The following is a 21,614-nucleotide window of genomic DNA, read 5'->3' on the forward strand; positions in this document are numbered from 1 at the left end:
CGGTTCGGTCTCGTGCCGAGTTCGAGCCCGCCTGCCCGCAGTGTGCGTGACACCCGTGGGGCCGGCGCGTCCAGGTCATGGCCGTTCCCCCGGCCGCCTGGGCGTGCCGGCCCCATGTGGCATGCCCGGACGGCGCCGCCCCTCGAACGGGCGGGCGGACTGGGCCGGTTGCCGTAGCCGCGGCGGACGCCGCTCGTCGTACCGGGTAGGGATCCGGCATGGATCAGTACGACAGCCAACGCTTCCACGGCCGACCGCCGAACGCGCCGGACGCGCCGGACGCCACCCCCATCTACGACCGGTTGCTCGCGGAATGGCGGGCCGCCCGCGGCGGTTCGGGGGGCGTGCCGCCAGGCCGGCCGGTACGCCCTCGCGTCACCGGCCGGGTGCCCGCGGCCCGGACCCCCGTGGAACCGCGGACGGGCGGACTGTGAGTGTCGAACTCACACCGGAGCGAACCCATTTGGGTGGTTATGCGGAACTGTCGCTCCCGTAGTGGGTTGATCAGTGCGTTCCACAACGGGACGCTCCGAAAGGTGAAGCGTGATGAAGAAGATGATGGCCGGCGCAGCAGTGGCCGTGTCCCTGGCCGGCCTGTCCGCCGCCGTTGCCCCCGCGGCCATGGCGGTCGGCAACGACGACGGCACCACGTCGGTCAACGGCAACGGCGCCGTGGAGGCGTACGGCAACGCGGTGACCAACGGCGACGGCAGTCCCCAGGCGCAGCTCATCCAGGGCTCGCTGAACGACCTGTGCCTCGGCGTCCCGGTCAAGGTCAACGCCGGCTCGCTCGTCGGCCTGCTCGTGCCGGTCGCGGTCCAGGACGTCAACGTGCTGTCCTCGCCGCAGAACCAGCAGTGCGCCGATAACTCGACCCAGGCCAAGGGCGACGAGCCGCTGTCGCACATCCTGAGCAACATCCCGGTGCTCTCCGGCAACGGCGTCGCCAACAACTGACGCCTCGTCCGGTGCGGGCGGTCACGGGGGGTTCCCCGGGCCGCCCGCGTTCCGCGTCCGGTCCCGGGCGCCGGACACCGGGCGTCCTCCGGGGTGTGGTCCGGCGTGTCCTCCGGGCGTGACGATGCCCACCGCCCCATGGAGGCGGTGGGCATCTCGCGTACGGGGAGCGGGTTCAGCCCAGGCCGCGCACCGGGAGAACGCAGTGGGCCGAGGTCATGAGGACGTCCGGGTCTCCCGCGAACGCCCGCAGCGCCTCCTCGCCGACCGGCCGGCCCGGCGCGCCCTGGGGCCAGGGGCGGGTGGCGAACATGACGTTCACCTCGCCGCGCTGCTCGGCCGCCGTCAGCCACTCGGCCGGCGCCGGGTACTGCGCGGTGAAGTGGGGGAGCGTCAGGACCGCCTGGCCGGCTTGGACGATCAGCTTCACCGGAAGGCCCGGCGTCTCGGCCGCGTACACCGGGCCGGTGCCCACCATCAGTCCGCCGCGCTCCAGGGAGACGCGCATGGCGGCCTCGCCGGTGGCTGGGCCGTCCGTCCCGTCGCCCAGCGAGTAGACGAGGAGGAAGGCGGCGTCGGGGCCGCCGCCGGGATGCACGCCGCTCCACCCGATCAGTGCGATCGTGCCCAACTGGGCTTGTGTGAACGTGCCGGTGGCCGTCTGGGGTGAGGTCATGCCCGGCACCCTAACGGCCGGAGAGCGGTCGATGTGCGGGCGTATCACCTGATCGAGGGACAATAGCTGATATCTCCGATGGACATGGCGAGTGCCGGCGCGGGCGCCGGGCCGGTGGCGGGGCGACCGGACGAGGCGCGGGAAAAACGTGTTGACGGCGGCTCGCGGGCACCGGATATCGTGAGCGCGTTGCCGGACGGCGGACCGCCGCCCGTGCCGGTCCCGTGCGTGAGCCAGGAGGTGAGGACATTGATGACTGTCGCCGAGATGGGCGCTGCCCACCACCGCAGAAGCATCGTTCCCACTCCCGTGGCCGCCGGCTGACCTTCTTTCCTCACCGTCTTTCGCGCCTGTGAGCGCGTCGCCGGGGCCGCCCTTCGAAGGGTTTCCCCTTGTCCTCCTCCGGTTCCTTCCCCGTTTCCGCTTCTCTCTCCTCCTCCCCGGCCCCGTCCGCCCCGCACCCGCTGGCCCCGTACGGCTGGGACGACGACTGGGCCGCCGCGTTCGCCCCGTACGCCGCGCAGGGTCTGCTGCCCGGTCGCGTGGTGCGGGTCGACCGCGGGCAGTGCGACCTCGTCACCCCACGCGGCACGCTCCGGGCCGACACCGCCTTCGTCGTCCCGCGCGACCCCATGCGCATCGTCTGCACCGGCGACTGGGCCGCCGTCGACCCCGACGGGGACCCGCGGTTCGTGCGCGCGCTGCTGCCGCGGCGCACGGCCTTCGTCCGCTCGACGTCCTCGCAGCGTTCCGAGGGGCAGGTGCTCGCCACCAACGTCGACCACATCGCCATCTGCGTCTCGCTCGCCGCGGAACTCGACCTGGGGCGGGTGGAACGCTTCCTCGCGCTCGCCATGTCCAGCACCGACGGTGACGCGCTGCTGCGCGACGGGGCGCCCGCGACGGACGGGTCTGCCGAACCGCTCGTGGTGCTCACCAAGGCGGACCTGGTGCCGGACGCCGCGACGCTCTCGTACCTCGTCCAGGACATCGAGGCCGTGGCGCCCGGGGTGCAGGTGCTGCCCGTCAGCTCCACCACGGGGGAGGGGCTCGACGTGTTCGCCGCGATCGTCGCGGGCGGCACGAGCGTGCTGCTCGGCGCCTCCGGCGCGGGCAAGTCGACCCTCGCCAACACCCTGCTGGGCCGCGACGTGATGGAGGTGCAGGCCGCCCGGGAGGTGGACGGCAAGGGCCGTCACACCACCACGACCCGCAATCTGCTGGCGCTGCCCTTCGGAGGCGTGCTCATCGACACGCCCGGGCTGCGCGGGGTCGGGCTCTGGGACGCCGGGGCCGGCGTCGGCCAGGTCTTCTCCGAGATCGAGGAACTGGCCCGGCGGTGCCGGTTCCACGACTGCGCCCACCGGTCCGAGCCCGGGTGCGCTGTGCTCGCCGCGATCGACGACGGCTCGCTGTCCGAGCGGCGCCTCGACAGCTTCCGCAAACTGCTCCGTGAGAACCAGCGCATCGTCGCCAAGACCGACGCCCGGGTGCGGTCCGAGATGCTGCGCGAATGGAAGCGCAGGGGAGCCGAGGGCCGGGCCGCCATGGACGCGAAGCGCGGCAGGCTGCGGTAGCCGCACACGCCCGGTCGACGTCCGAAAACCGCCAGTGCGGCACTTCCGGGTGCCGCACACTGGACGGTGTGATGGACGAATCGACCAGGTACGAGGCGGTGAGCAGCCGCGACGCCCGGTTCGACGGGGAGTTCTTCTTCGCCGTCGAGACGACCGGCATCTACTGCCGGCCCAGCTGCCCCGCCGTCACCCCGAAACGGAAGAACGTCCGGTTCTTCCCGACCGCGGCGGCCGCCCAGGGCCACGGTTTCCGGGCGTGCCGCCGCTGCCGGCCCGACGCGGTGCCCGGCTCGGCGGAGTGGAACGTACGGGCCGACGTCGTCGGCCGCGCCATGCGGATGATCGGAGACGGCGTGGTCGACCGGGAGGGCGTGACCGGTCTGGCGGACCGGCTCGGCTACAGCGCGCGCCAGGTGCAGCGGCAGCTCAACGCGGAGCTGGGCGCCGGGCCGGTCGCGCTGGCCCGCGCCCAGCGCGCCCACACCGCGCGGGTGCTGCTCCAGACCACCGGGCTGCCCGTGACGGAGATCGCCTTCGCGTCCGGCTTCGCCAGCGTCCGCCAGTTCAACGAGACCATCCGCCGGATCTACGCCCGTACGCCCAGCGCGCTGCGGGCCGAGGCCGGCGCGGGCCGGTCGGGCCGGACGGCCCTCACCACCGGCATTCCGCTGCGACTGGCCCACCGGGGGCCGTACGCGGCCCGCGAGGTCTTCGACCTGCTGGCCGCGGAGGCGGTCGCCCGGATCGAGGAGATCACCGGAACGACCGGCTCCCGCACCTACCGGCGGACCCTGCGACTGCCCCACGGCACGGCCGTCGTCGCCGTCGACGAGCGCTCCGCGGGACCCTGGCTGGAGGCCCGGATCCACCTCACGGACCCGCGCGACCTGACCACGGCGGTGCAGCGGCTGCGGCGGCTGTTCGACCTGGACGCCGATCCGTACGCCGTCGACGAACGGCTCGGCGCCGATCCTCGCCTGGCCCGACGGGTCGCGGCCCGGCCGGGGCTGCGTTCTCCGGGGGTCGCGGACCCGGAGGAGTTCGCCGTACGGACGCTGGTGGGCGCCGCGGCGGCGGAGCGGCTCGTCGAGACCTGCGGCAAGGCGCTGGACGCGCCCTCCGGCGGGCTCACCCATGTGTTCCCCGAGCCGGGAGTGCTGGCCGGGGCGGCGGACGATCCGGCGCTGCGGGCGCTGGCCGCCGCGCTCGCCGACGGCGGTCTGCGCCTCGACGCCGGGGCGGACCGCGACGAGGCGGAGCGGGCGTTGCTGCGCCTGCCGGGCATCGGCCCGGGCCGCGCGGCGCTCATCAGGATGCGGGCCCTGGGCGATCCCGACGTCGACCCGGACGGCGGGGCGGGGACGGAGGCCTGGCGCCCCTGGCGGTCGTACGCGGCGCGTCACCTGGCGCTTCCCGGCGAGGGCTGAGGGGGCGGGCGCCCGCCCCCTCAGGCGGGCGCCCGCACGGGCGCCTCAGGACGGGCCGTCTCGCGGAGCGGACGGGAGGCCCGGTGCCGTCGTCGGCCTCGGACGCGGGCGGCCCGGGGTGCGGTGGGGTCCGTACGCGGGAGGTCCGGCGCTCCGACGGCCGGGCGCCGTCGGCCCGGGTGCGGTCGGCCGGTCGCGGTCGGTCTCGGACGTCAGCCCCAGATCAGGACGCCGAGCCAGGCGCCCGCCACCAGCAGGCAGGAGAAGAGCTCGACGAGCACGGACCAGCCCGTGGCCCGCATGACCGAGCGGACCGACGCCCAGCCCGCGCCGCGGCTGCCCAGCCGCAGCCGCTCCGCCGCGTAGACCGCGCCCACGTAGCCCGCGACCGCACCCAGCACCGGCACCGCGAAGAAGCCCACGATCGCGCCGAGCCCGCCCAGCAGCAGCGTCCTGCGCGGAGCGCCGGACTCGTGCGGGCGGCGCGGCGGCAGCAACGGCTTCAGCGCCTGGTTCACCAGGAGCAGCGCGGTGGCCCCGATGAGCACGGCCCAGGCCGCCGGGGTCGTGTCGGCGAGCGCCCACCACAGCAGGGCCGCCCAGACGATCGCCTGCCCGGGCACCCCTGGCACCAGCACGCCGACCAGGCCCAGGAGCACGACCAGACCGACCGCGACGAGTTGCCACACACCCATCCGACCAGCGTGCCGGAACCGGGCCGGTCCCGCCCGTCCAGCTCTGCCGCCCGCTCCCGCGCCCCGGGCGGGCGGGCTCCGCGCGGCCCCGGGCACCTCGGCGGTGACGCGGGCCCGGCGCCCCGGCCGGCCCGCCCGGTGTCATGCCGCCATGAGCCGCCGGGCCGTGCCGCCACGAGTCGTCAGGGACGGTCCGCCGGAGCGGGTTCGGCGGCGGCCCGCGGCCCCGTGCCCCGGGCCACCCAGCCACGTTCGTACGCGTGCCAGCCCAGCTGGAGCCGGGTCGACACCCCGGTCAGCTCCATCAGCCCCTTCACCCGCCGCTGCACGGTCCGCAGCCCCAGCTCCAGCTGCTTCGCCACGCTCGCGTCCGTCAGCCCGGCCAGCAGCAGCGACAGGATCTCCAGGTCCGTGGCGTCGGGCCCGGTGGACTCCTCCTCCAGCCGGCCGCCCCCGCCGAGCCGGAGCGGCAGCGCGTCCCGCCACACCGCCTCGAACAGCCCCATCAGCGACTCCAGCAGCCCGGAGCCGTGCACGACCAGCGCCGCGGGCTCCGCGCCCCGGCCGGTCAACGGCACCATCGCCAGCGACGCGTCCGCGACGACCAGCTTCGTGGGCACCCGGTCGACGACCCGGCACTGCTCATGGCGGCTCAGCGCCGCCGACAGCTCCATGATCCCGGACGGCAGCGAGAGCACCTCGCGCTCCACCACCACCCGGTACGACACCCCGCGCGTGGCGGCCTGCTCCTCGGCCTCGTTCTCCATACCGCTGACCGCGATCGGCTTACCGGTGACCAGGGCGCAGACCTCGCTCGTCGCCCCCAGTTGCAACTGGTGGAAGCGGTGCGCCACCGCGCTCGCGCCCGTCACCACCTCCACCAGGTCGTGCACGGCCGAATCGGTGGCCTCGGCCCGGTACTCCTCGGCGAGCATCGCCGCCGCCAGCTCCGCCTGCTCCAGCTCATGACGCTGCTGGGTCAGCAGCGCCCCCAGCGCCACCCCCGGCGGCGCCGCCACCCACCGGCCGGCGCGGGACGAGGACTGCGCGGCCAGGCCGTGCTGTTCCAGTCGGCGCAGGGCCCGTTCGGTGTCCGGCTCGGGGAGCGTCAGCCGGTGCGCGAGATCGGATACCTCGGCGGCGCCCACCGCCACGAGGGCGCGGTACGCCGACTCCTGTATCTCGTCGAGACCTATGGCTCCCAGCATTCCTCGGTCCCTCCCGGACGCATTGATTCCGCACACCGTGGCGTTCCTCGGGCATCCGGTCGTGGCGGAAAGCGGCCACGGCGTAAACCCGCCGTGTACATCATCCCTTTATCGCCCGTCGCTCTGCCAATGTGGCGCCACCGCAGTACCGCCAACTTCCGGAATGCCCCTGATTGTTCAGAGGTGATCCGCTTTCATTTGGGGAGAGCGATGCGTCCGATATCGCGCACGGCCCTGGGGGCAGCCACCGCCGCCGTCCTGGCCGTCACCGCGATCGCACCGTCCGCGGCAGCGCCGCAGGACGACACGACCGCGAAGAGACCACTGACCGGCAGCACGGCCGACGCCGCCAAGTCGGCGGCCCCGGTCACCGTCACCCTCGTCACCGGCGACAAGGTCCTGGTACGCACGGACGGCTCGGGGGCCGCCTCGGCCACCGCGCTGCCGCGCGAGGACGGCACCGTGCCGCTCATCCAGACCAGGCAGTCCGGCAAGGACCTCTATGTCTACCCCGACACCGCCGCCGGGGCCCTGGCCGCGGGCAGGGTCGACGAGGAACTCTTCAACGTCACCGGACTCATCCGGCAGGGCTACGACGACGCGCACACCGGCTCGCTGCCGCTGATCGCCGTCTACGGCAAGGCCGCCGCCCGCACCGCGGCCGCCACCCCGCGCGGCGCGAAGCGCGGACTCGTGCTGGACGCCATCGACGGCGTCGCCCTCAAGGCGGACAAGGAGAAGGCCGCCGCCTTCTGGTCGGACGTCACCGACACCCGTTCCCGCTCGGCCTCCGGCATCGAGAAGCTCTGGCTCGACCGCAAAGTCCAGGCCACCCTCGACCGGTCCACCAAACAGATCGGCGCCGATCTCGCCTGGGCCGCCGGATACACCGGCAAGGGCACCCGGGTCGCCGTGCTCGACACCGGCGCCGACGCGGAACACCCCGACCTCAAGGGCCGGATCGTCGCCTCGGAGAACTTCACCGACTCCGACAGCACCGACGACCGGCAGGGCCACGGCACCCACACCATCTCCACCGTCGGCGGCTCCGGCGCGGCCAGCGGCGGCCGGAAGAAGGGCGTCGCCCCCGACGCCGACCTGCTCAACGGCAAGGTCCTCAACGACGGCGGCTCCGGCGCCGAGTCCTGGATCATCGCCGGCATGCAGTGGGCCGTCGACCAGCGGGCCGACGTCGTCTCCATGAGCCTCGGCAGCCCGGAACCGACCGACTGCACCGACCCGATGAGCGTCGCCGCCGAGAAGCTCGCCGGCAGCGAGAAGACCCTGTTCGTGATCGCCGCCGGGAACTCCGGCCCGACGCTCAACACCGTCTCCTCGCCCGGCTGCGCCCCCGGCGTGCTGACCGTCGGCGCCGTCGACCGCGACGACTCCACCGCGCAGTTCTCCAGCCGCGGCCCCGTGATCGGCTCGCACACTCTCAAGCCGGAGATCGCCGCCCCCGGCGTCGACATCTCCGCCGCGGCGGCGGGCGGCCGGGGCGTCTACGCCTACCAGTCGATGTCCGGCACCTCGATGGCCACCCCGCATGTCGCGGGCGCCGCGGCCATCGTGAAGCAGCGTCACCCCGACTGGACCGCGCAGCAGATCAAGGCCGCGCTGGTGTCGTCCGCGAAGAGCGACCTCCCCGGCGACGTGCGCGAGACCGGCGGCGGCCGCCTCGACGTGAAGGCCGCCGTCGACACCACCGTCGTTGGCGCCCCCGCCGTCCAGGCGGGCGCCTTCAACTGGCCGCAGGACAAGAGCGACCGCACCACCGTCGACCTCCCCTACACCAACTCCGGCACCAAGCCGGTGAAGCTGTCGCTGAAGGTCCAGGGCGTCACCGGCAACGACGGCTCCCCGGTCCGCTCCGCGGTCGCCGGGCTCGGCGCGAACAACGTCACCGTGCCGGCCGGGGCCACCGTGAAGGTCCCGCTGCGCATCGACCCGGCCGCGAAGCTGAAGGCCGCCCAGTACGGCGACGTCACCGGCCGCGTCCTGGCCACCGGCCCGGGCGGAGCGAAGGTCTCCACACCGTTCTCCCTGTACGTCGAGCCGGAGACGGTCACCCTGCGCGTCAAGCTGATCGACCGCGCCGGCAAGCCGGCCACGGGCTCCTCCTCGCTGGACGTCATCGGCACCGACACCTCGAGCGGCGAGCGCCGCTTCAACGACGGGGCCGCCGACCAGGTCTACCGGGTGCGCCCCGGCGCGTACTTCGTCTCCTCCTTCGTCGTCACGCCCGACGCCGGGGACGCCACGGGCCGGCTGGCCGGATCCGTCGGCTACCTCGCCCGGCCGCAGTTGGACGTCACCAAGGACACCACCCTGGTGCTGGACGCCCGCAAGGCCCACCGGCTCCAGGTGAAGACCGCAGACCGCGCCACCGAGAGCCGCTCCACGACCCTGGCGTTCGGCCGCACCTGGGACGGCGTCTGGCTGCACTCCGGTTCCCTCACCGGCACCGGGGCCGTCCCGGCGTACTACGCGGACGTGCAGGGCAGGGCGGGCGACGGCGACTTCGAGTTCGGCAGCTTCTGGCGCGCGTACGCCCCGCAGGTCGAGAAGCTCTCGGTCGTCGGCGGCGCCGCACTGCACCCGAGGGTCGCGAGCACCGGCTCCGTCAACCTCGACGGCACGGGCGAGGCCGTCCTCGTCGACGCCGGTACGGGCACCCCCGACGAGCTGCGGGCCGCCGGGGTCGCCGGAAAGATCGCCCTGGTCGAGGTCGGCGACGACGGCTACCTGTACACCCAGGCGCGCGACGCCAAGGCCGCCGGCGCGAAGGCCGTCCTGGCCCACCGCCGGGCCGCGGGCCCCTGGCAGCCGTCGGCCGGATTCGGCCAGGCGCCGGTGCCGTCGCTCGGCATCCCGGCCGACGAGGCGGCCGCGCTGAAGACCGCCCTGGCCGCCGGGCCGGTCCGGCTGAGCTGGAAGGCCACCGCCGTCAGCCCGTTCGTCTACAACCTGGCGTTCCCCGAGACCGGGCCGATCACCTCCGACCGCACCTACCAGGTCCGGGACAAGAAGCTCGGCACCGTCACGGCCGACTACGAGGCGATGGGCGTCGCGGCCGACTACGTCGACACGATGATCGTCAAGCGGCCGTACGGCGGGGCCTTCGCCGCCGCCGACGACACCGTCGCCGTCCCGGGCAAGCGCACCGAGTACTACTCGGCGGGCGACACCGCCTGGGTGCGGTACCTCTCCTCCAGCTTCCCCTGGGGCGAGGCCATGGCCGACCAGCCCCGCACCTACACGGCGGGCTCGAAGCGCGCGGAGAGCTGGTACCGGGGCATCCCCGGCCCCGCCGCACCGCGCGACGCCGACGGCAAGGTCCAGCTGGCCGCCGAACGGCAGGACAACCTGATCGGCGTCGCCCCGGCCTTCTGGGGCGACACCGAACACGTGGGAATCCAGGGCTCCTTCGGCGACACCGGCAACATGCGGCTCACCAGCGGCGGCAAGGTGCTCGGCGAGTCCAGCTGGCCGTCCGGGGTGTTCACCGTCCCGTCCGAGGACGCCGCGTACGAACTCACCATGGAAACCGCGAAGTTCGGCCAGCCGGCGGCCGTGTGGAAGCGGTCCACCCGCACTCAGACGACCTGGAGGTTCCGCTCGCACCGGGACGAGAACGCCTACTCCCAGGGCATCCCGCTGCTCTTCCCGGGCTACGACCTGGACACGGACGGGCTCAAGACCCTGCCGGCGAAGAACGGCCAGACCATCGGGCTGAGCGTCGGCGGCCACGCGGGCTACACGCCCGGCAAGCTGGTCGCGGCCAAGGTCTCGTACTCGTACGACGGCGGCGAGACCTGGACCGAGGGCGCCACCGCGCAGCGCGGCGGCCACTGGACCGCGACCGTGGACCACGCGGGCGCGGCCGGCAAGCCGGTCACGCTGAAGACCGAACTGACGGACGCCAACGGCAACTCCGTCGTCCAGACCGTGTTCGACGCATACGCCGTGCGCTGATCACGTCCTGACCGGTCCGCCGGACGGCTTTCCCGTGGGGGGTGGGTCCGTCCGGCGGACCTTTTCCATGGCCGCGATTTCCGGATGCGCCGTTTCCGTACGGCCCGGGCGGTGACAATGAGGGCATGAGCCAGCAGGGGGAGAGGGCCGCCGTCGAGGACGACTGGTGGGGCAGGCTGTACGACGGGGCCGCGAGGGACACGGGGGGCGGCGAGACGGACGACAGTCTCGACGACCGCTTCGATTCGGTGTCGGACGTGGTTCCGGACGCGGTGTCGGGTGGGGCGGCGGACGCGGAGCCGGATGCGGCACCGGGGGCCGCGGAGCCGGATGCGGCTCCGGACGCGGCACCGGTGGCGGTGGCGGACACGGCGCCGGGTGGGGCGGCGGACCGGCCGGCCCCCGGGCGCGCCCCCTGGGAACCGCCCGAGGTCGGCTCACCGGCCCCGGGGTCCGCCTCGGCGGGTCCGCCACGCCCGCGTACCTTCGCGGCGCCGTCCTTCCCCGCCGCTCCGGCGAGGCCCGCCCCGGCGAGACCCGCTCCGACGGGACCCGCCTTGCCGCCGGACGCCCCGCCGCCGGACGCCCCGCCGTCAGCCGTTGTGGCACCGGCTGCTCCAGCGCCGCCGGCTTCATCGCCGCCCGTCGCGCCCCCAGCGGCTCCGCCTGCTCCGCCCGTTCCACCCGCTCCGCCCGCTGCACCGCCGTCCGCCGACGCGTCGCCGCCGTTGCCGAGGCGGCCGGTCGTCGACCGGACCGTCGCCACGATCGTCGCGGTCACGGAGCAGGCGCAGGCCGAGGCGAGGGACCGGGCGCGCGAGGCAGGGCGTACGCCTGCTTCCGCCCCCGCCGCGCGCCCCGAGATCGGTCATGTGGGTGACCGGCCGCCGACCTATGACCCCGAACCCACCGCGCTGCCCGCCACCGTTCCCCAGGAACTGGACGGGCTCGTCGCCGCCGACACCGTGCTCGACGGGGCCCGGTACGGCACCTGCACCCTGCGTGCCGCGTCGGTGCGGGGCGACTCCGCGCGGTTCCGGGGGCAGCCCCGGCGCGATGCCCTGCTCACCGCGCGTTTCGGCGCCGACCGGGACGCGCTCGTCCTGGTCGCCGTCGCCACCGGGGCCCGCGCCGCCGAACAGGCGCATCTGGCGGCGGCCGACGCCTGCCGCTGGATCGCCGGCGCGGTCGGCCGCAGCCATCTCCGGCTGTCCGAGGACATAAGGGCCGGCCGCCGCGACGACCTCAGGTCCGGGCTGCACCGGCTCACCGACCGGGGCTACGGCAGACTTCGCGCCCGCGCCGCCGAGCTGGGGCTCGAACCCGGGCGGTACACAGCGGGCCTGCGCTGTCTCCTGCTGTCCGCGGACCCCGACTGCCGCACCCGGATCTTCTTCGGCGTCGGCCCCGGCGGGCTCTTCCGGCTGCGGGACGGCCTCTGGCAGGACCTCGAACCGGAGTCTCCGGAACGGCCGCCGGCGATCGGCGGGGACAGCGAGCACATCGGAGGCGATGGGTCCGGCCGGGACGGCGGGTCCGGCGGGTCCGGAGGATGGGCCGGGGACGGCGGTGAAGGCGGGCACGGCGGATCCGAGGGGCACGGCGGATCCGAGGGGCACGACGGACCCGAGGGGCACGGAGTCGGCCGTGCCGAACCGTTCCGCTTCCGGGCCTCGGTGGCCCGACCGGGTGACACGCTGCTGCTGTGCAGCCCCGGGCTCGCCGCACCGCTGCGCGGCGAGCCGGCGCTGGCCAGGGAGCTCGCCGGGCGCTGGGCCGGCGGCGAGGTCCCGGGGCTCGCGGCCTTCCTGCTGGACACCCAGCTCAGGGTGAAGGGGTACTCCGACGACCGTACGAGCATCGCCGTCTGGGAGGCGTAACCACGCACGCCATGGGTTGATGGATGCGGAGTCCGGAAGCCGAACCGAGGAAAGGGTACGCACCCATGGCCAAGCAGAACGTGTCGGAGCAGTTCGTCGACATCCTCGTCCGGGCGGGCGTGAAGCGCATGTACGGGGTCGTCGGGGACAGCCTCAACCCGGTCGTCGACGCCATCCGGCGCAACCCCGGCCTCGACTGGATCCAGGTCCGGCACGAGGAGACCGCCGCGTTCGCCGCCGGGGCCGAGGCCCAGATCACCGGCACGCTGGCGGCCTGCGCCGGATCCTGCGGCCCCGGCAACCTGCACCTCATCAACGGCCTCTACGACGCCCACCGCTCCATGGCGCCCGTCCTCGCCCTCGCCTCGCACATCCCGTCGAGCGAGATCGGTCTCGGCTACTTCCAGGAGACCCACCCCGACCTCCTGTTCCAGGAGTGCAGCCACTACAACGAGATGATCTCCAATCCCCGGCAGATGCCGCGCCTGCTCCAGACCGCCATCCAGCACGCGATCGGACAGGGAGGGGTCAGCGTCGTCTCCATGCCCGGCGACATCGCGTCCCAGCCCGCGCCGGAGAAGTCGGTGGAGCACGCCCTCGTCACCTCGCGGCCGACCGTGCGGCCCGGGGACGCGGAGATCGACAAGCTCTGCCGGATGGTCGACGAGGCGAAGCGCGTGACCCTGTTCTGCGGCAGCGGCACGGCGGGCGCCCACGCCGAGGTGATGGAGTTCGCCGAGCGGGTGAAGGCCCCGGTCGGGCACGCGCTGCGCGGCAAGGAGTGGATCCAGTACGACAACCCGTACGACGTCGGCATGAGCGGGCTGCTCGGCTACGGCGCCGCATACGAGGCGACCCACGAGTGCGACCTGCTGATCCTGCTCGGCACCGACTTCCCGTACAACGCGTTCCTGCCCTCGGACGTGAAGATCGCCCAGGTCGATGTGCGTCCCGAACACCTCGGCCGCCGGTCCAAGCTGGATCTCGCGGTCTGGGGCGATGTGCGCGAGACGCTGCGCTGTCTGACGCCCCGGGTGAAGGTCAAGACCGACCGCAGGTTCCTCGACCGGATGCTGAAGAAGCACGCGGAGGCGCTGGAGGGCGTGGTAAAGGCGTACACGCGCAAGGTGGAGAAGCACGTTCCGATCCACCCCGAGTACGTCGCCTCGGTGCTGGACGACCTGGCCGACGAGGACGCCGTGTTCACCGTCGACACCGGCATGTGCAACGTATGGGCCGCGCGCTATCTCTCGCCCAACGGCAGGCGTCGCGTCATCGGTTCGTTCAGCCACGGCTCGATGGCGAACGCGCTTCCGCAGGCCATCGGCGCCCAGTTCACCGACCGGAACCGGCAGGTGGTGTCGATGTCCGGCGACGGCGGGTTCAGCATGCTGATGGGCGACTTCCTCACCCTGGTGCAGTACGACCTGCCGGTGAAGGTCGTGCTGTTCAACAACTCCTCCTTGAGCATGGTCGAGTTGGAGATGCTGGTCGCCGGTCTCCCCTCGTTCGGCACCACCAACAAGAACCCGGACTTCGCGGCCATCGCCCGGGCCTCGGGCGCCTACGGGGTGCGGGTGGAGCGGCCCAAGCAGCTGGAGGGCGCGCTGAAGGACGCCTTCAAGCACAAGGGCCCGGCGCTCGTCGACATCGTCACCGACCCCAACGCGCTCTCCATCCCGCCGAAGATCAGCGCCGAGATGGTGACCGGGTTCGCGCTCTCCGCCAGCAAGATCGTGCTGGACGGCGGCGTCGGCCGGATGGTCCAGATGGCCCGTTCCAACCTGCGGAACGTGCCCCGCCCCTGAGCACGCGCGGTCCGGGGCGAAGGCGGTCGATGGTGCCTCAACTGCCTTCGCCCGCACCCTTGGCGACCCCGAAGCAATGTGACATATTATTGACGTGTTCATGAGGCAGCCTTTGGATGTCGTCATCGTCGGTGCCGGGGTGGTCGGCGCCGCCTGCGCCTACTACGTCTCCCGGGCCGGACTGTCGGTCGCCGTCGTCGACCGGGGGTCGGTCACCGGAGGCACCACCGGAGCCGGGGAGGGAAACCTGCTGGTGTCCGACAAGGTTCCCGGCCCCGAACTCGAACTCGCGCTGCACTCAGCCGCGTTGTGGCGGAGCCTGGCGCGGGAACTGCCTTCGTCGATCGAGTACGAGCGCAAGGGCGGCCTGGTCGTCGCGACGGCCGAGGACTCCCTGGCCGGCCTGTCCGCCACGGCCGCGGGGCAACGGCGTGCCGGTGTCGAGGCGTACGACGTCCCGCCCGGCCGGCTCTGTGAGATCGAGCCCCACCTCGCACCGGGGCTCGCCGGAGGCTGCCTCCACCCGCAGGACGCTCAGGTCCAACCCGCCTTGGCGGCAGCCGAGTTGCTGCGCGCCTCGGCGCGGGAGGGAGCGCGTCTGTGGCTGGGGGAGGAGGCCGTGGCGATCCTCACCGACCGGTCGGGCGCGGTGGGCGGGGTGCGGACCGCGCGGCGCGAACTGCGCGCACCCGTCGTCGTCAACGCGGCCGGGACCTGGGGCGGCGAGGTGGCCGCCCTGGCCGGGACGCGCCTGCCGGTCATGCCGCGCAGAGGCTTCGTGCTGGTCACCGAACCCCTGCCGAGGCTGATCCGGCACAAGGTCTACGCGGCGGAGTACGTGGCGGACGTGGCGAGCGGGTCGGCGGCGCCGCAGACCTCGCCCGTGGTCGAGGGAACGCCCTCGGGGCCGGTCCTGATCGGAGCCAGCCGGGAACGCGTCGGATTCGACCGGACGTTGTCCGTCCCGGTGGTGGCCCGGCTGGCCGCCCGCGCCGTCGAGTTGTTCCCCGTGCTGGCGGACGTCAGGGTGCTGCGCGCGTACCACGGGTTCCGTCCCTATCTGCCCGACCATCTGCCGGCGATCGGCCCGGACCCCCGGGTGCCGGGGCTCTTCCACGCCTGTGGCCACGAGGGGGCCGGGATCGGGCTGGCCCCGGCCACCGGATCGCTGATCGCCGACGCGATCCTGGGGCGTCGGCCCGCGATCGATCCCGGACCGTTCGCGCCGGGCCGGTTCGACACCCTGTGCCATGCCGCGTGACGGCGGGGCGGGGCGGCGCGTCCCGCGAGCGACGCGCCGTGGGCGCGGGGCGGACGCCCGCGTCCCGCGCAAGGGCCCGCGCGCCCGTGACGGCCCGGCGCGACGGCCCGCGACATCCGTCAGGCCGGGCTCCGGCGACCCAATGCCCCAGGGGAGGAAACAGTGAGACGCACCCGTGCACGCGGGCCGGCCGAACGCGTCGGCGCCCAGCCCGAACCGTCCTTCCGGCTGACCTTCGACGGGCGGCCCATCCGGGCGCTGCCCGGCCAGAGCATCGCCGCCGCGCTCTGGGCGGCGGGCGTCCTCACCTGGCGCACCACCCGGATCCATGGCCGCCCGCGCGGGGCGTTCTGCGGCATCGGAGCCTGTTATGAGTGCCTGGTCACCGTCAACGGGCGGCCCAACCAGCGCGCGTGCCTGCTTTCCGCCCGGCCCGGCGACGCGATCACCACCCAGGAGGGCGACGGACGTGCCGCACTCGACGCGTGACCTCCGGAGCCCGGACGGCGGTCGCGCCGGACTCGCCGTGGTGGGCGCCGGACCGGCCGGCCTCGCCGCCGCCGTCACGGCGGCCGACCACGGGCTCGACGTGGTCCTCCTGGACGCGGCCCCCTCGCCCGGCGGGCAGTACTACCGCGGTCGGGCCGGCGGACCCGGCGTCGTTCGTGCCGGTGAACTCCCGGGCGGACGGGACGCGTTCACCGACCTGTCCGCGCGGCTCGCCGCGCACCGGGACTCCGGGGCGGTCGATCACCTCCGCGACCACCAGGTGTGGACGGTCGAGCGGGCGGACGGCGGCGACTGGATCCTGCACGCCGTCACCGGCGCCGAGGGGGACCGGCCGGGCCGTCCGGGCCCGTCGGCTGGTGCTGGCGACCGGTGCGTACGAGCGCCAACTCCCCTTCCCCGGATGGACGCTTCCCGGTGTGGTCGGCGCGGCCGGAGCCCAGGCCATGCTGAAGTCCGGTCACGCGCTGCCGGGCCGCCGGATCGTGGTCGCTGGGAGCGGGCCGCTGCTCCAGGCCGTCGCCCTGTCGCTGACCCGTGCCGGTGCGAGCGTTCCGGCACTGATCGAGGCGTCCGGGTACGCCGCGTACGCACGCGCGCCCCGGGCCGTGGCCGCCAACCCCGGCAAGGCGGCGGAGGGCGTCCGGTACGGGGCGGCGCTGGCCCGGGCGGGGGTCCGGGTCCGGACCCGCCGCGCGGTCACCGAGGTGCGCGGCGACGGCCGGGTGGAGGAGGTGACCGTGAGCCGGCTGGACCGCCGATGGCGGCCCGTGCCCGGGTCCGGCCGCACGCTCGCCTGCGACGTCCTCGCCGTGGGTCACGGGCTCGTGCCCCAACTGGACCTCGCCGTGGCGGCGGGCTGCGGGACGCGGGTGTGCGCCGACGGCACCCACGCGGCCGCCGTGGACGAGCGGCTGCGGACCACCGTGCCGGGGATCTGGGCGGCGGGGGAGACCGGAGGCGTCGGCGGCGTGGAACTCGCCCTAACCGAGGGAGAGTTGGCGGCGCTCTCGGTCGTCCACGAGGTGCGCGGCGGGCTGCGGCGGGAAGCGGCGCGCAGGGCGGTCGCCCTGAACCGGTCCCGGCGCCGGCTGCGTGCCTTCGCCGCGCTGATGGGGGCCGTGCACCGGCCGGGGGCGGACTGGGGCGCGTGGCTGACCGACGACACGGAGGTCTGCCGCTGCGAAGAGGCCGTCGCCGGCCGGATCCGCGGCGCCTGCGAGCGGCTCGGCGCCGGGGACGCCCGGACCGTCAAGCTGTTCACCCGGGCCGGGATGGGCTGGTGCCAGGGCCGGACGTGCGGCTTCGCCGTCCGCGAGCTGGCGGCGGCGCACCGCGTCGGGCCGGCCGACGGCGGGCCGCCGGAGGGGCCCGACCGCCGCCCCACGGCCTGCCCCGTGACCCTGTCCGTACTCGCCGCCGCCCCGGCCGACCCCGGCTGAGGTACGTCCCGTCATCCGCGGTGGACCAGCGCGGGACGTCGGACGCGGTGCGTCGCGAGGCGTCAGGGCGCCCGCGGGCGTTCCGCCGACGCGGCGAGGCGCCGCGCCGGTCGGCGCGCGCCAGGGATCGCGGGACGGTCCTCGGCGACCCTCCCGGCGACGTCCGTCCGGCGGCGCCGGGTCCCGTCCTCGCACCGCTGCCCGCGAGCCGTCGCGCCTCGTCCGGCACGGCGCCCGCCGGTGCACGGCGGGGCGTACGCACCACCGTGCACGCAGTTCCGTCACATCACCTCTCTCAAGGAGCCACGATGCAGCAGAACACCCGCCCGCACGCCCGCACCCGTCCCTGGCAGGGGATCATGGTCGCCACCCCGCTGACTCTGCGCGCCGACGGCGCGATCGACTACGACGCCTACGCCACGCATGTGCGGCAACTCATCGAGGCGGGCTGCGACGGAGTGGTGCCCAACGGATCGCTGGGCGAGTACCAGACCCTGACCGACGAGGAACGCGCGCGACTGGTCCGGGTCGCGGTGGAGGCGGCGGGCGACGGCGACCGGGTCATGCCGGGCGTCTCCGCGTACGGCAGCGCGGAGTCGCGACGCTGGGCGCGGCAGGCGGCCGAGGCGGGAGCCGGTTCCGTGCTGCTCCTGCCGCCCAATGGGTACCGGTGCGAGGACGCGGCCGTCCGTGCCCACTACGCCGACGTGGCCGATGCCGGGATTCCGGTCGTCGCGTACAACAACCCGTACGACACCAAGGTGGATCTGACACCGGCCCTGCTCGCCGAGCTCCACCGGGAGGGCAGCATCGTCGCGGTCAAGGAGTTCACCGGTGACGTCCGCAGGGCGTACGAGATCCGCGAGCGCGCGCCGGAACTCGACCTGCTCGTGGGCGCCGACGACGTACTGCTGGAACTGGCCCTCGCCGGGGCGGCCGGCTGGATCGCCGGGTGTCCGAACATGCTGCCGTCCAGCTGTGTCGAGCTGTACCGCGCCGCCGTGACGGGGGACCTGGCGACGGCGCTGCCGCTGTACCGGGAACTGCACCCGCTGCTGCGGTGGGACTCCAGGCCCGAGTTCGTCCAGGCCATCAAGGCCTCCATGGACGTGGCCGGGCGCCACGGCGGCCGCACCCGGCCGCCGCGTCTCCCGCTCCCCGCGGACGACGAGGCGGCCGTGCGCGCGGCCACGGAGAAGGCCCTGGCCGCAGGGCACAGCTGAGCGCCGTCGCACCGCCCGGGCGCGGACCCGGCCGTCGCCGTACCCCCGGGGTCCGGCCGTCGCCGTCCGATCGTGCCCGGTCCACCGGCACCCCGGCCGGCCCGGCCACGCGGCCCGGCCGGGGGCCCATGACATCGGTTCCGCGCGCCCGCTTGCGGGCGGTCCCGTTCCACCCGTGACGAACAAGGAGGAGCCGTGCGGACACGTCACGTCTTCCATGTGGTCGACTCGCACACCGAAGGCATGCCCACCCGGGTCGTCACCGGCGGAGTCGGGACCGTCCCCGGCGCCACGATGGCCGAGCGGCGCATCCACTTCCAGCGGCACCGGGACGCCGTGCGCACTCTGCTCATGTGCGAACCGCGCGGCCACGGCGCCATGAGCGGCGCCATACTCCAGCCGCCGACCAGGCCCGACGCGGACTTCGGCGTGCTCTACATCGAGGTCTCGGGGCTGCTGCCGATGTGCGGCCACGGCACCATCGGCGTCGCGACCGTTCTGGTGGAGACCGGCATGGTCGAGGTCACGGAACCCGTCACCACCGTGCGGCTGGACACCCCGGCGGGACTCGTGAGCGTCGACGTACGAGTACGCGACGGCGCGGCCACCGCCGTCACCGTGACCAACGTCCCCGCGTTCAGCGTCGCACTCGGCCGGACGGCGGACGTGCCCGGGTACGGGACGGTGCGCTACGACCTCGCCTACGGCGGGAACTTCTACGCCATGGTCCAACTCTCCGACCTGGGGCTGCCGTTCGACCGCCGTCACAAGGACGGCATCCTGGCGGCGGGGCTCGCCCTGATGGACGAGGTCAACAGCGCCGACCGTCCCGTTCATCCCGAGGACCCGGACATCAACGGCCTCAAACACGTGCAGTTCATCGCACCCGGATCCGACGCACGGCACTCCCGGCACGCGATGGCGATCCATCCGGGCTGGTTCGACCGGTCGCCCTGCGGGACGGGGACGTCGGCCCGAATGGCGCAGTTGCACGCGCGTGGGGAACTGCCGCTCCACACCGACTTCGTGAACGAGTCCTTCCTCGGGACGTCGTTCACCGGGCGACTGGTCGAGGAGACCGCGGTCGGCGGGCTGCCCGCCCTCGTCCCGACGATCACGGGCCGTGCCTGGATCACCGGCACCGCGCAGTTCTTCCTCGATCCGACCGATCCCTTCCCCGAGGGATTCGTGCTGTGAGACCACGGCTCGGGACAGCCCCTGGGCGCGGTGCCGGGGGCCGCGTGCGAGGCCCCCCGCGGGCTCGTCGACCGACGGCCCATCAGGGCTGGACGACCGAGGCCGTGGAGAAACGCGACATTGTATTCTGAGGGCCCGTACGGCGCTGGAGGAATGCAGATGGCTCCCCTGACGACGCTCAACGCCCTGTCGGTGCACGAGCACTTGCGCGACCGGGTGGCGAGCGCGCTCAGGGCGGCTCTGATCGCCGGCGATCTGCGGCCGGGGGTGGTCTACTCCGCTCCGACTCTCGCCGCCCAGTTCGGGGTGTCCGCCACGCCGGTCCGTGAGGCGATGCTCGATCTCGCCCGGGAGGGGCTGGTCGAAGCGGTCCGCAACAAGGGCTTCCGTGTGACGGAGCTGACCGCGCAGGACCTCGACGACTTCACCGAACTGCGCGCCATGATCGAGGTCCCCACCGTCGGCCGGATCACCAGGATGGGCAGGACCGCGGAGCTGAGGGCGCTGCGGCCGCTCGCCGAGGCCATCGTGGCGGCCGCCGCCGAGCACGACATCATCGGGTACCTGGAGGCCGACCGGCGCTTCCATCTCGAACTGCTCGGTCTGGCGGGCAACCGCAGACTGGTGGAGGAGGTCGGCAACCTGCGCAAGCGGTCCCGGCTCTTCGGTCTCAACCGGCTTTCGGAATCGGGGCAGTTGACCGCGTCCGCCGAGGAGCACGTCCAGCTGCTCGATCTCATGATCGCCGGTGACGCGCAGGGTGCCGAGAAGCGCATGCTGACGCACATGTCCCATGTCAGATCGATCTGGGCCGACGACGGCGGCCACGGCGGCCACGTCGACCACGGTGACGCCCCGGGCGCGGACGCGCCGGGGACCGGGACGGCGTCCCGGTCGGCGACCGAGGGCTGAGACCGGACGCCGGTCCCCGGTGTCCGCGACCGCTTCTCGGCCGCGGACGCCATTCCTCCGGATCGGCCGTCCGGCAGGGCGGCCGTCCACCCCCCGATCCCGTCGGCGGCGCGCGGCGGCGCGGACGACACCGTCCGGGCGCCGTCGACCGTGAGCAATGGATCGTCCCTCGATCCGCACGCCGGTCCCGCGCGGGACCGGGCCGCCTCCGCGACCCCGCCCCGCCTCCGTCCGGTCCGCCCCCGTCTCTGGCGGAAGCGGCCTCGCCGTCCGCCCGAGGGCCGTCCGTCCCGGCGCTCCTCCAGGAGGCGGCGTTCGCCGGGCGTCGCTCCTGCGGAGGCCGCCGCCATACGCGCCGGCCGCGTCCGGCGGCAGCGGCCGGCGTGCATGCCGACGGTCGGGTGAAGTCCCTTGCGCGGAAGGTCCGTTGTCCTGAAGAGGCAATGTGGGCAAGAGGGCTTCCTAAAGACATGTGACATGTGCCATTGTACAGCGCGCGAGGTGAAGCGTCGTGCTCATGTCACCCAGTGGGCCCCGCTCCCTCGTACCCCCCACCCGCGCCGTGGCGCGGTCAACACACCGCTGGGAGGCGGCACGTGATGAACCGAACGGTTCGACAGAGATTCACCGGGTTATCCACTGTGGTCCTGGCGGCATGCCTGGGCGTGGGCCTGTTCTCCGCGCCGGGGCAGGCCGCCGAGCAGCGCTCCGCCGTATCGGCGGCGACCGCTCACCCCCGGACCGGCGACGCCGAGAAGACGGGACGCGGCGTCCCCGAGCCCGGCGGCCCGTCCGCCGAGTCGCCGGCCGCGCCCGCGGACGACGCCGACCACTTCGGTCGCAATGCCCTCAAGGCCGCCGACCGCCCG

At 74.1% G+C, this 21,614-nt stretch carries 16 protein-coding genes and 1 pseudogene; 14 read left to right on the plus strand and 3 right to left on the minus strand.

The window, feature by feature from the left end; genetic code table 11:
* The first annotated feature begins 218 nt into the window (after window positions 1–218).
* Window positions 219–434 carry a hypothetical protein gene (locus tag WA762_RS30670; RefSeq protein ID WP_335940060.1) on the plus strand — a complete coding sequence of 72 codons (216 nt, stop codon included), beginning with the start codon at window positions 219–221 and terminating at the stop codon, window positions 432–434.
* A 112-nt stretch (window positions 435–546) separates the two neighbouring features.
* The gene (locus WA762_RS30675; protein WP_335940062.1) at window positions 547–957 is read left to right on the plus strand and encodes a rodlin; all 411 of its coding nucleotides are present in this window, start codon (window positions 547–549) and stop codon (window positions 955–957) included.
* Window positions 958–1,132: 175 nt separating this feature from the next.
* Here WA762_RS30675 and WA762_RS30680 read toward each other — a convergent pair whose 3' ends face one another.
* The gene (locus WA762_RS30680) at window positions 1,133–1,633 is read right to left on the minus strand and encodes a DUF5949 family protein (RefSeq protein WP_335940064.1); all 501 of its coding nucleotides are present in this window, start codon (window positions 1,631–1,633) and stop codon (window positions 1,133–1,135) included.
* Window positions 1,634–2,025: 392 nt separating this feature from the next.
* Between WA762_RS30680 and rsgA the strand changes: the two genes are divergently transcribed.
* Entirely contained in the window at window positions 2,026–3,210 is a 1,185-nt protein-coding gene (gene rsgA, locus WA762_RS30685; RefSeq protein ID WP_335940065.1) for a ribosome small subunit-dependent GTPase A, read from the plus strand.
* A gap of 71 nt (window positions 3,211–3,281) precedes the next feature.
* Window positions 3,282–4,637, plus strand: coding sequence for a DNA-3-methyladenine glycosylase 2 family protein (locus WA762_RS30690; protein ID WP_335940092.1), 1,356 nt, complete (start codon window positions 3,282–3,284; stop codon window positions 4,635–4,637).
* A 212-nt stretch (window positions 4,638–4,849) separates the two neighbouring features.
* Here the strand turns inward: WA762_RS30690 and WA762_RS30695 are convergent, their stop codons facing one another.
* Entirely contained in the window at window positions 4,850–5,332 is a 483-nt protein-coding gene (locus WA762_RS30695; protein ID WP_335940068.1) for a DUF456 domain-containing protein, read from the minus strand.
* Between the two features lie 182 nt (window positions 5,333–5,514).
* Window positions 5,515–6,540, minus strand: coding sequence for a helix-turn-helix domain-containing protein (locus WA762_RS30700; RefSeq protein WP_335940070.1), 1,026 nt, complete (start codon window positions 6,538–6,540; stop codon window positions 5,515–5,517).
* Between the two features lie 210 nt (window positions 6,541–6,750).
* Here WA762_RS30700 and WA762_RS30705 point away from each other — a divergent pair, with 210 nt between their 5' ends.
* From WA762_RS30705 to WA762_RS30750, 10 genes and pseudogenes are all read left to right on the plus strand, one after another.
* Entirely contained in the window at window positions 6,751–10,515 is a 3,765-nt protein-coding gene (locus WA762_RS30705) for a S8 family peptidase (RefSeq protein WP_335940071.1), read from the plus strand.
* Window positions 10,516–10,640: 125 nt separating this feature from the next.
* The gene (locus WA762_RS30710; protein WP_335940073.1) at window positions 10,641–12,395 is read left to right on the plus strand and encodes a protein phosphatase 2C domain-containing protein; all 1,755 of its coding nucleotides are present in this window, start codon (window positions 10,641–10,643) and stop codon (window positions 12,393–12,395) included.
* Between the two features lie 65 nt (window positions 12,396–12,460).
* On the plus strand, window positions 12,461–14,203 hold the full coding sequence (locus WA762_RS30715) for a pyruvate dehydrogenase (RefSeq protein ID WP_335940075.1): 1,743 nt from the start codon (window positions 12,461–12,463) through the stop codon (window positions 14,201–14,203).
* 94 nt (window positions 14,204–14,297) lie between these two features.
* Complete coding sequence (locus WA762_RS30720; protein ID WP_443080721.1) at window positions 14,298–15,464, plus strand: NAD(P)/FAD-dependent oxidoreductase; 1,167 nt, start codon at window positions 14,298–14,300, stop codon at window positions 15,462–15,464.
* A 162-nt stretch (window positions 15,465–15,626) separates the two neighbouring features.
* Window positions 15,627–15,953, plus strand: a complete 327-nt coding sequence (locus WA762_RS30725) for a (2Fe-2S)-binding protein (RefSeq protein WP_335940079.1) — start codon at window positions 15,627–15,629, stop codon at window positions 15,951–15,953.
* Window positions 15,934–17,413, plus strand: a pseudogene (locus WA762_RS30730) (FAD/NAD(P)-dependent oxidoreductase). The gene WA762_RS30725 and the pseudogene WA762_RS30730 overlap by 20 nt, the downstream one beginning before the upstream one ends.
* A 308-nt stretch (window positions 17,414–17,721) precedes the next feature.
* Complete coding sequence (locus tag WA762_RS30735) at window positions 17,722–18,636, plus strand: dihydrodipicolinate synthase family protein (RefSeq protein WP_335940081.1); 915 nt, start codon at window positions 17,722–17,724, stop codon at window positions 18,634–18,636.
* A gap of 195 nt (window positions 18,637–18,831) precedes the next feature.
* Window positions 18,832–19,833, plus strand: a complete 1,002-nt coding sequence (locus WA762_RS30740) for a proline racemase family protein (protein WP_335940083.1) — start codon at window positions 18,832–18,834, stop codon at window positions 19,831–19,833.
* Window positions 19,834–19,992: 159 nt separating this feature from the next.
* Window positions 19,993–20,745 carry a GntR family transcriptional regulator gene (locus tag WA762_RS30745; RefSeq protein WP_335940085.1) on the plus strand — a complete coding sequence of 251 codons (753 nt, stop codon included), beginning with the start codon at window positions 19,993–19,995 and terminating at the stop codon, window positions 20,743–20,745.
* A 641-nt stretch (window positions 20,746–21,386) separates the two neighbouring features.
* Window positions 21,387–21,614 (plus strand): hypothetical protein (locus WA762_RS30750; protein WP_335940087.1); only part of this gene is annotated, 228 nt, incomplete at its 3' end.

The sequence above is a fragment of the Streptomyces tyrfis genome (assembly GCF_037034285.1).
In the GTDB taxonomy this organism is placed as follows: domain Bacteria; phylum Actinomycetota; class Actinomycetes; order Streptomycetales; family Streptomycetaceae; genus Streptomyces.

Bases quoted from the DNA above. Each gene is read 5' to 3' on its own strand.
- WA762_RS30675 (WP_335940062.1), top strand. From the start codon at position 547: ATGAAGAAGATGATGGCCGGCGCAGCAGTGGCCGTGTCCCTGGCCGGC.
- WA762_RS30670 (WP_335940060.1), top strand. From the start codon at position 219: ATGGATCAGTACGACAGCCAACGCTTCCACGGCCGACCGCCGAACGCG.
- WA762_RS30680 (WP_335940064.1), bottom strand. From the start codon at position 1,633: ATGACCTCACCCCAGACGGCCACCGGCACGTTCACACAAGCCCAGTTG.
- WA762_RS30690 (WP_335940092.1), top strand. From the start codon at position 3,282: ATGGACGAATCGACCAGGTACGAGGCGGTGAGCAGCCGCGACGCCCGG.
- WA762_RS30705 (WP_335940071.1), top strand. From the start codon at position 6,751: ATGCGTCCGATATCGCGCACGGCCCTGGGGGCAGCCACCGCCGCCGTC.
- WA762_RS30700 (WP_335940070.1), bottom strand. From the start codon at position 6,540: ATGCTGGGAGCCATAGGTCTCGACGAGATACAGGAGTCGGCGTACCGC.
- WA762_RS30710 (WP_335940073.1), top strand. From the start codon at position 10,641: ATGAGCCAGCAGGGGGAGAGGGCCGCCGTCGAGGACGACTGGTGGGGC.
- WA762_RS30745 (WP_335940085.1), top strand. From the start codon at position 19,993: ATGGCTCCCCTGACGACGCTCAACGCCCTGTCGGTGCACGAGCACTTG.
- WA762_RS30695 (WP_335940068.1), bottom strand. From the start codon at position 5,332: ATGGGTGTGTGGCAACTCGTCGCGGTCGGTCTGGTCGTGCTCCTGGGC.
- WA762_RS30735 (WP_335940081.1), top strand. From the start codon at position 17,722: ATGCAGCAGAACACCCGCCCGCACGCCCGCACCCGTCCCTGGCAGGGG.
- WA762_RS30715 (WP_335940075.1), top strand. From the start codon at position 12,461: ATGGCCAAGCAGAACGTGTCGGAGCAGTTCGTCGACATCCTCGTCCGG.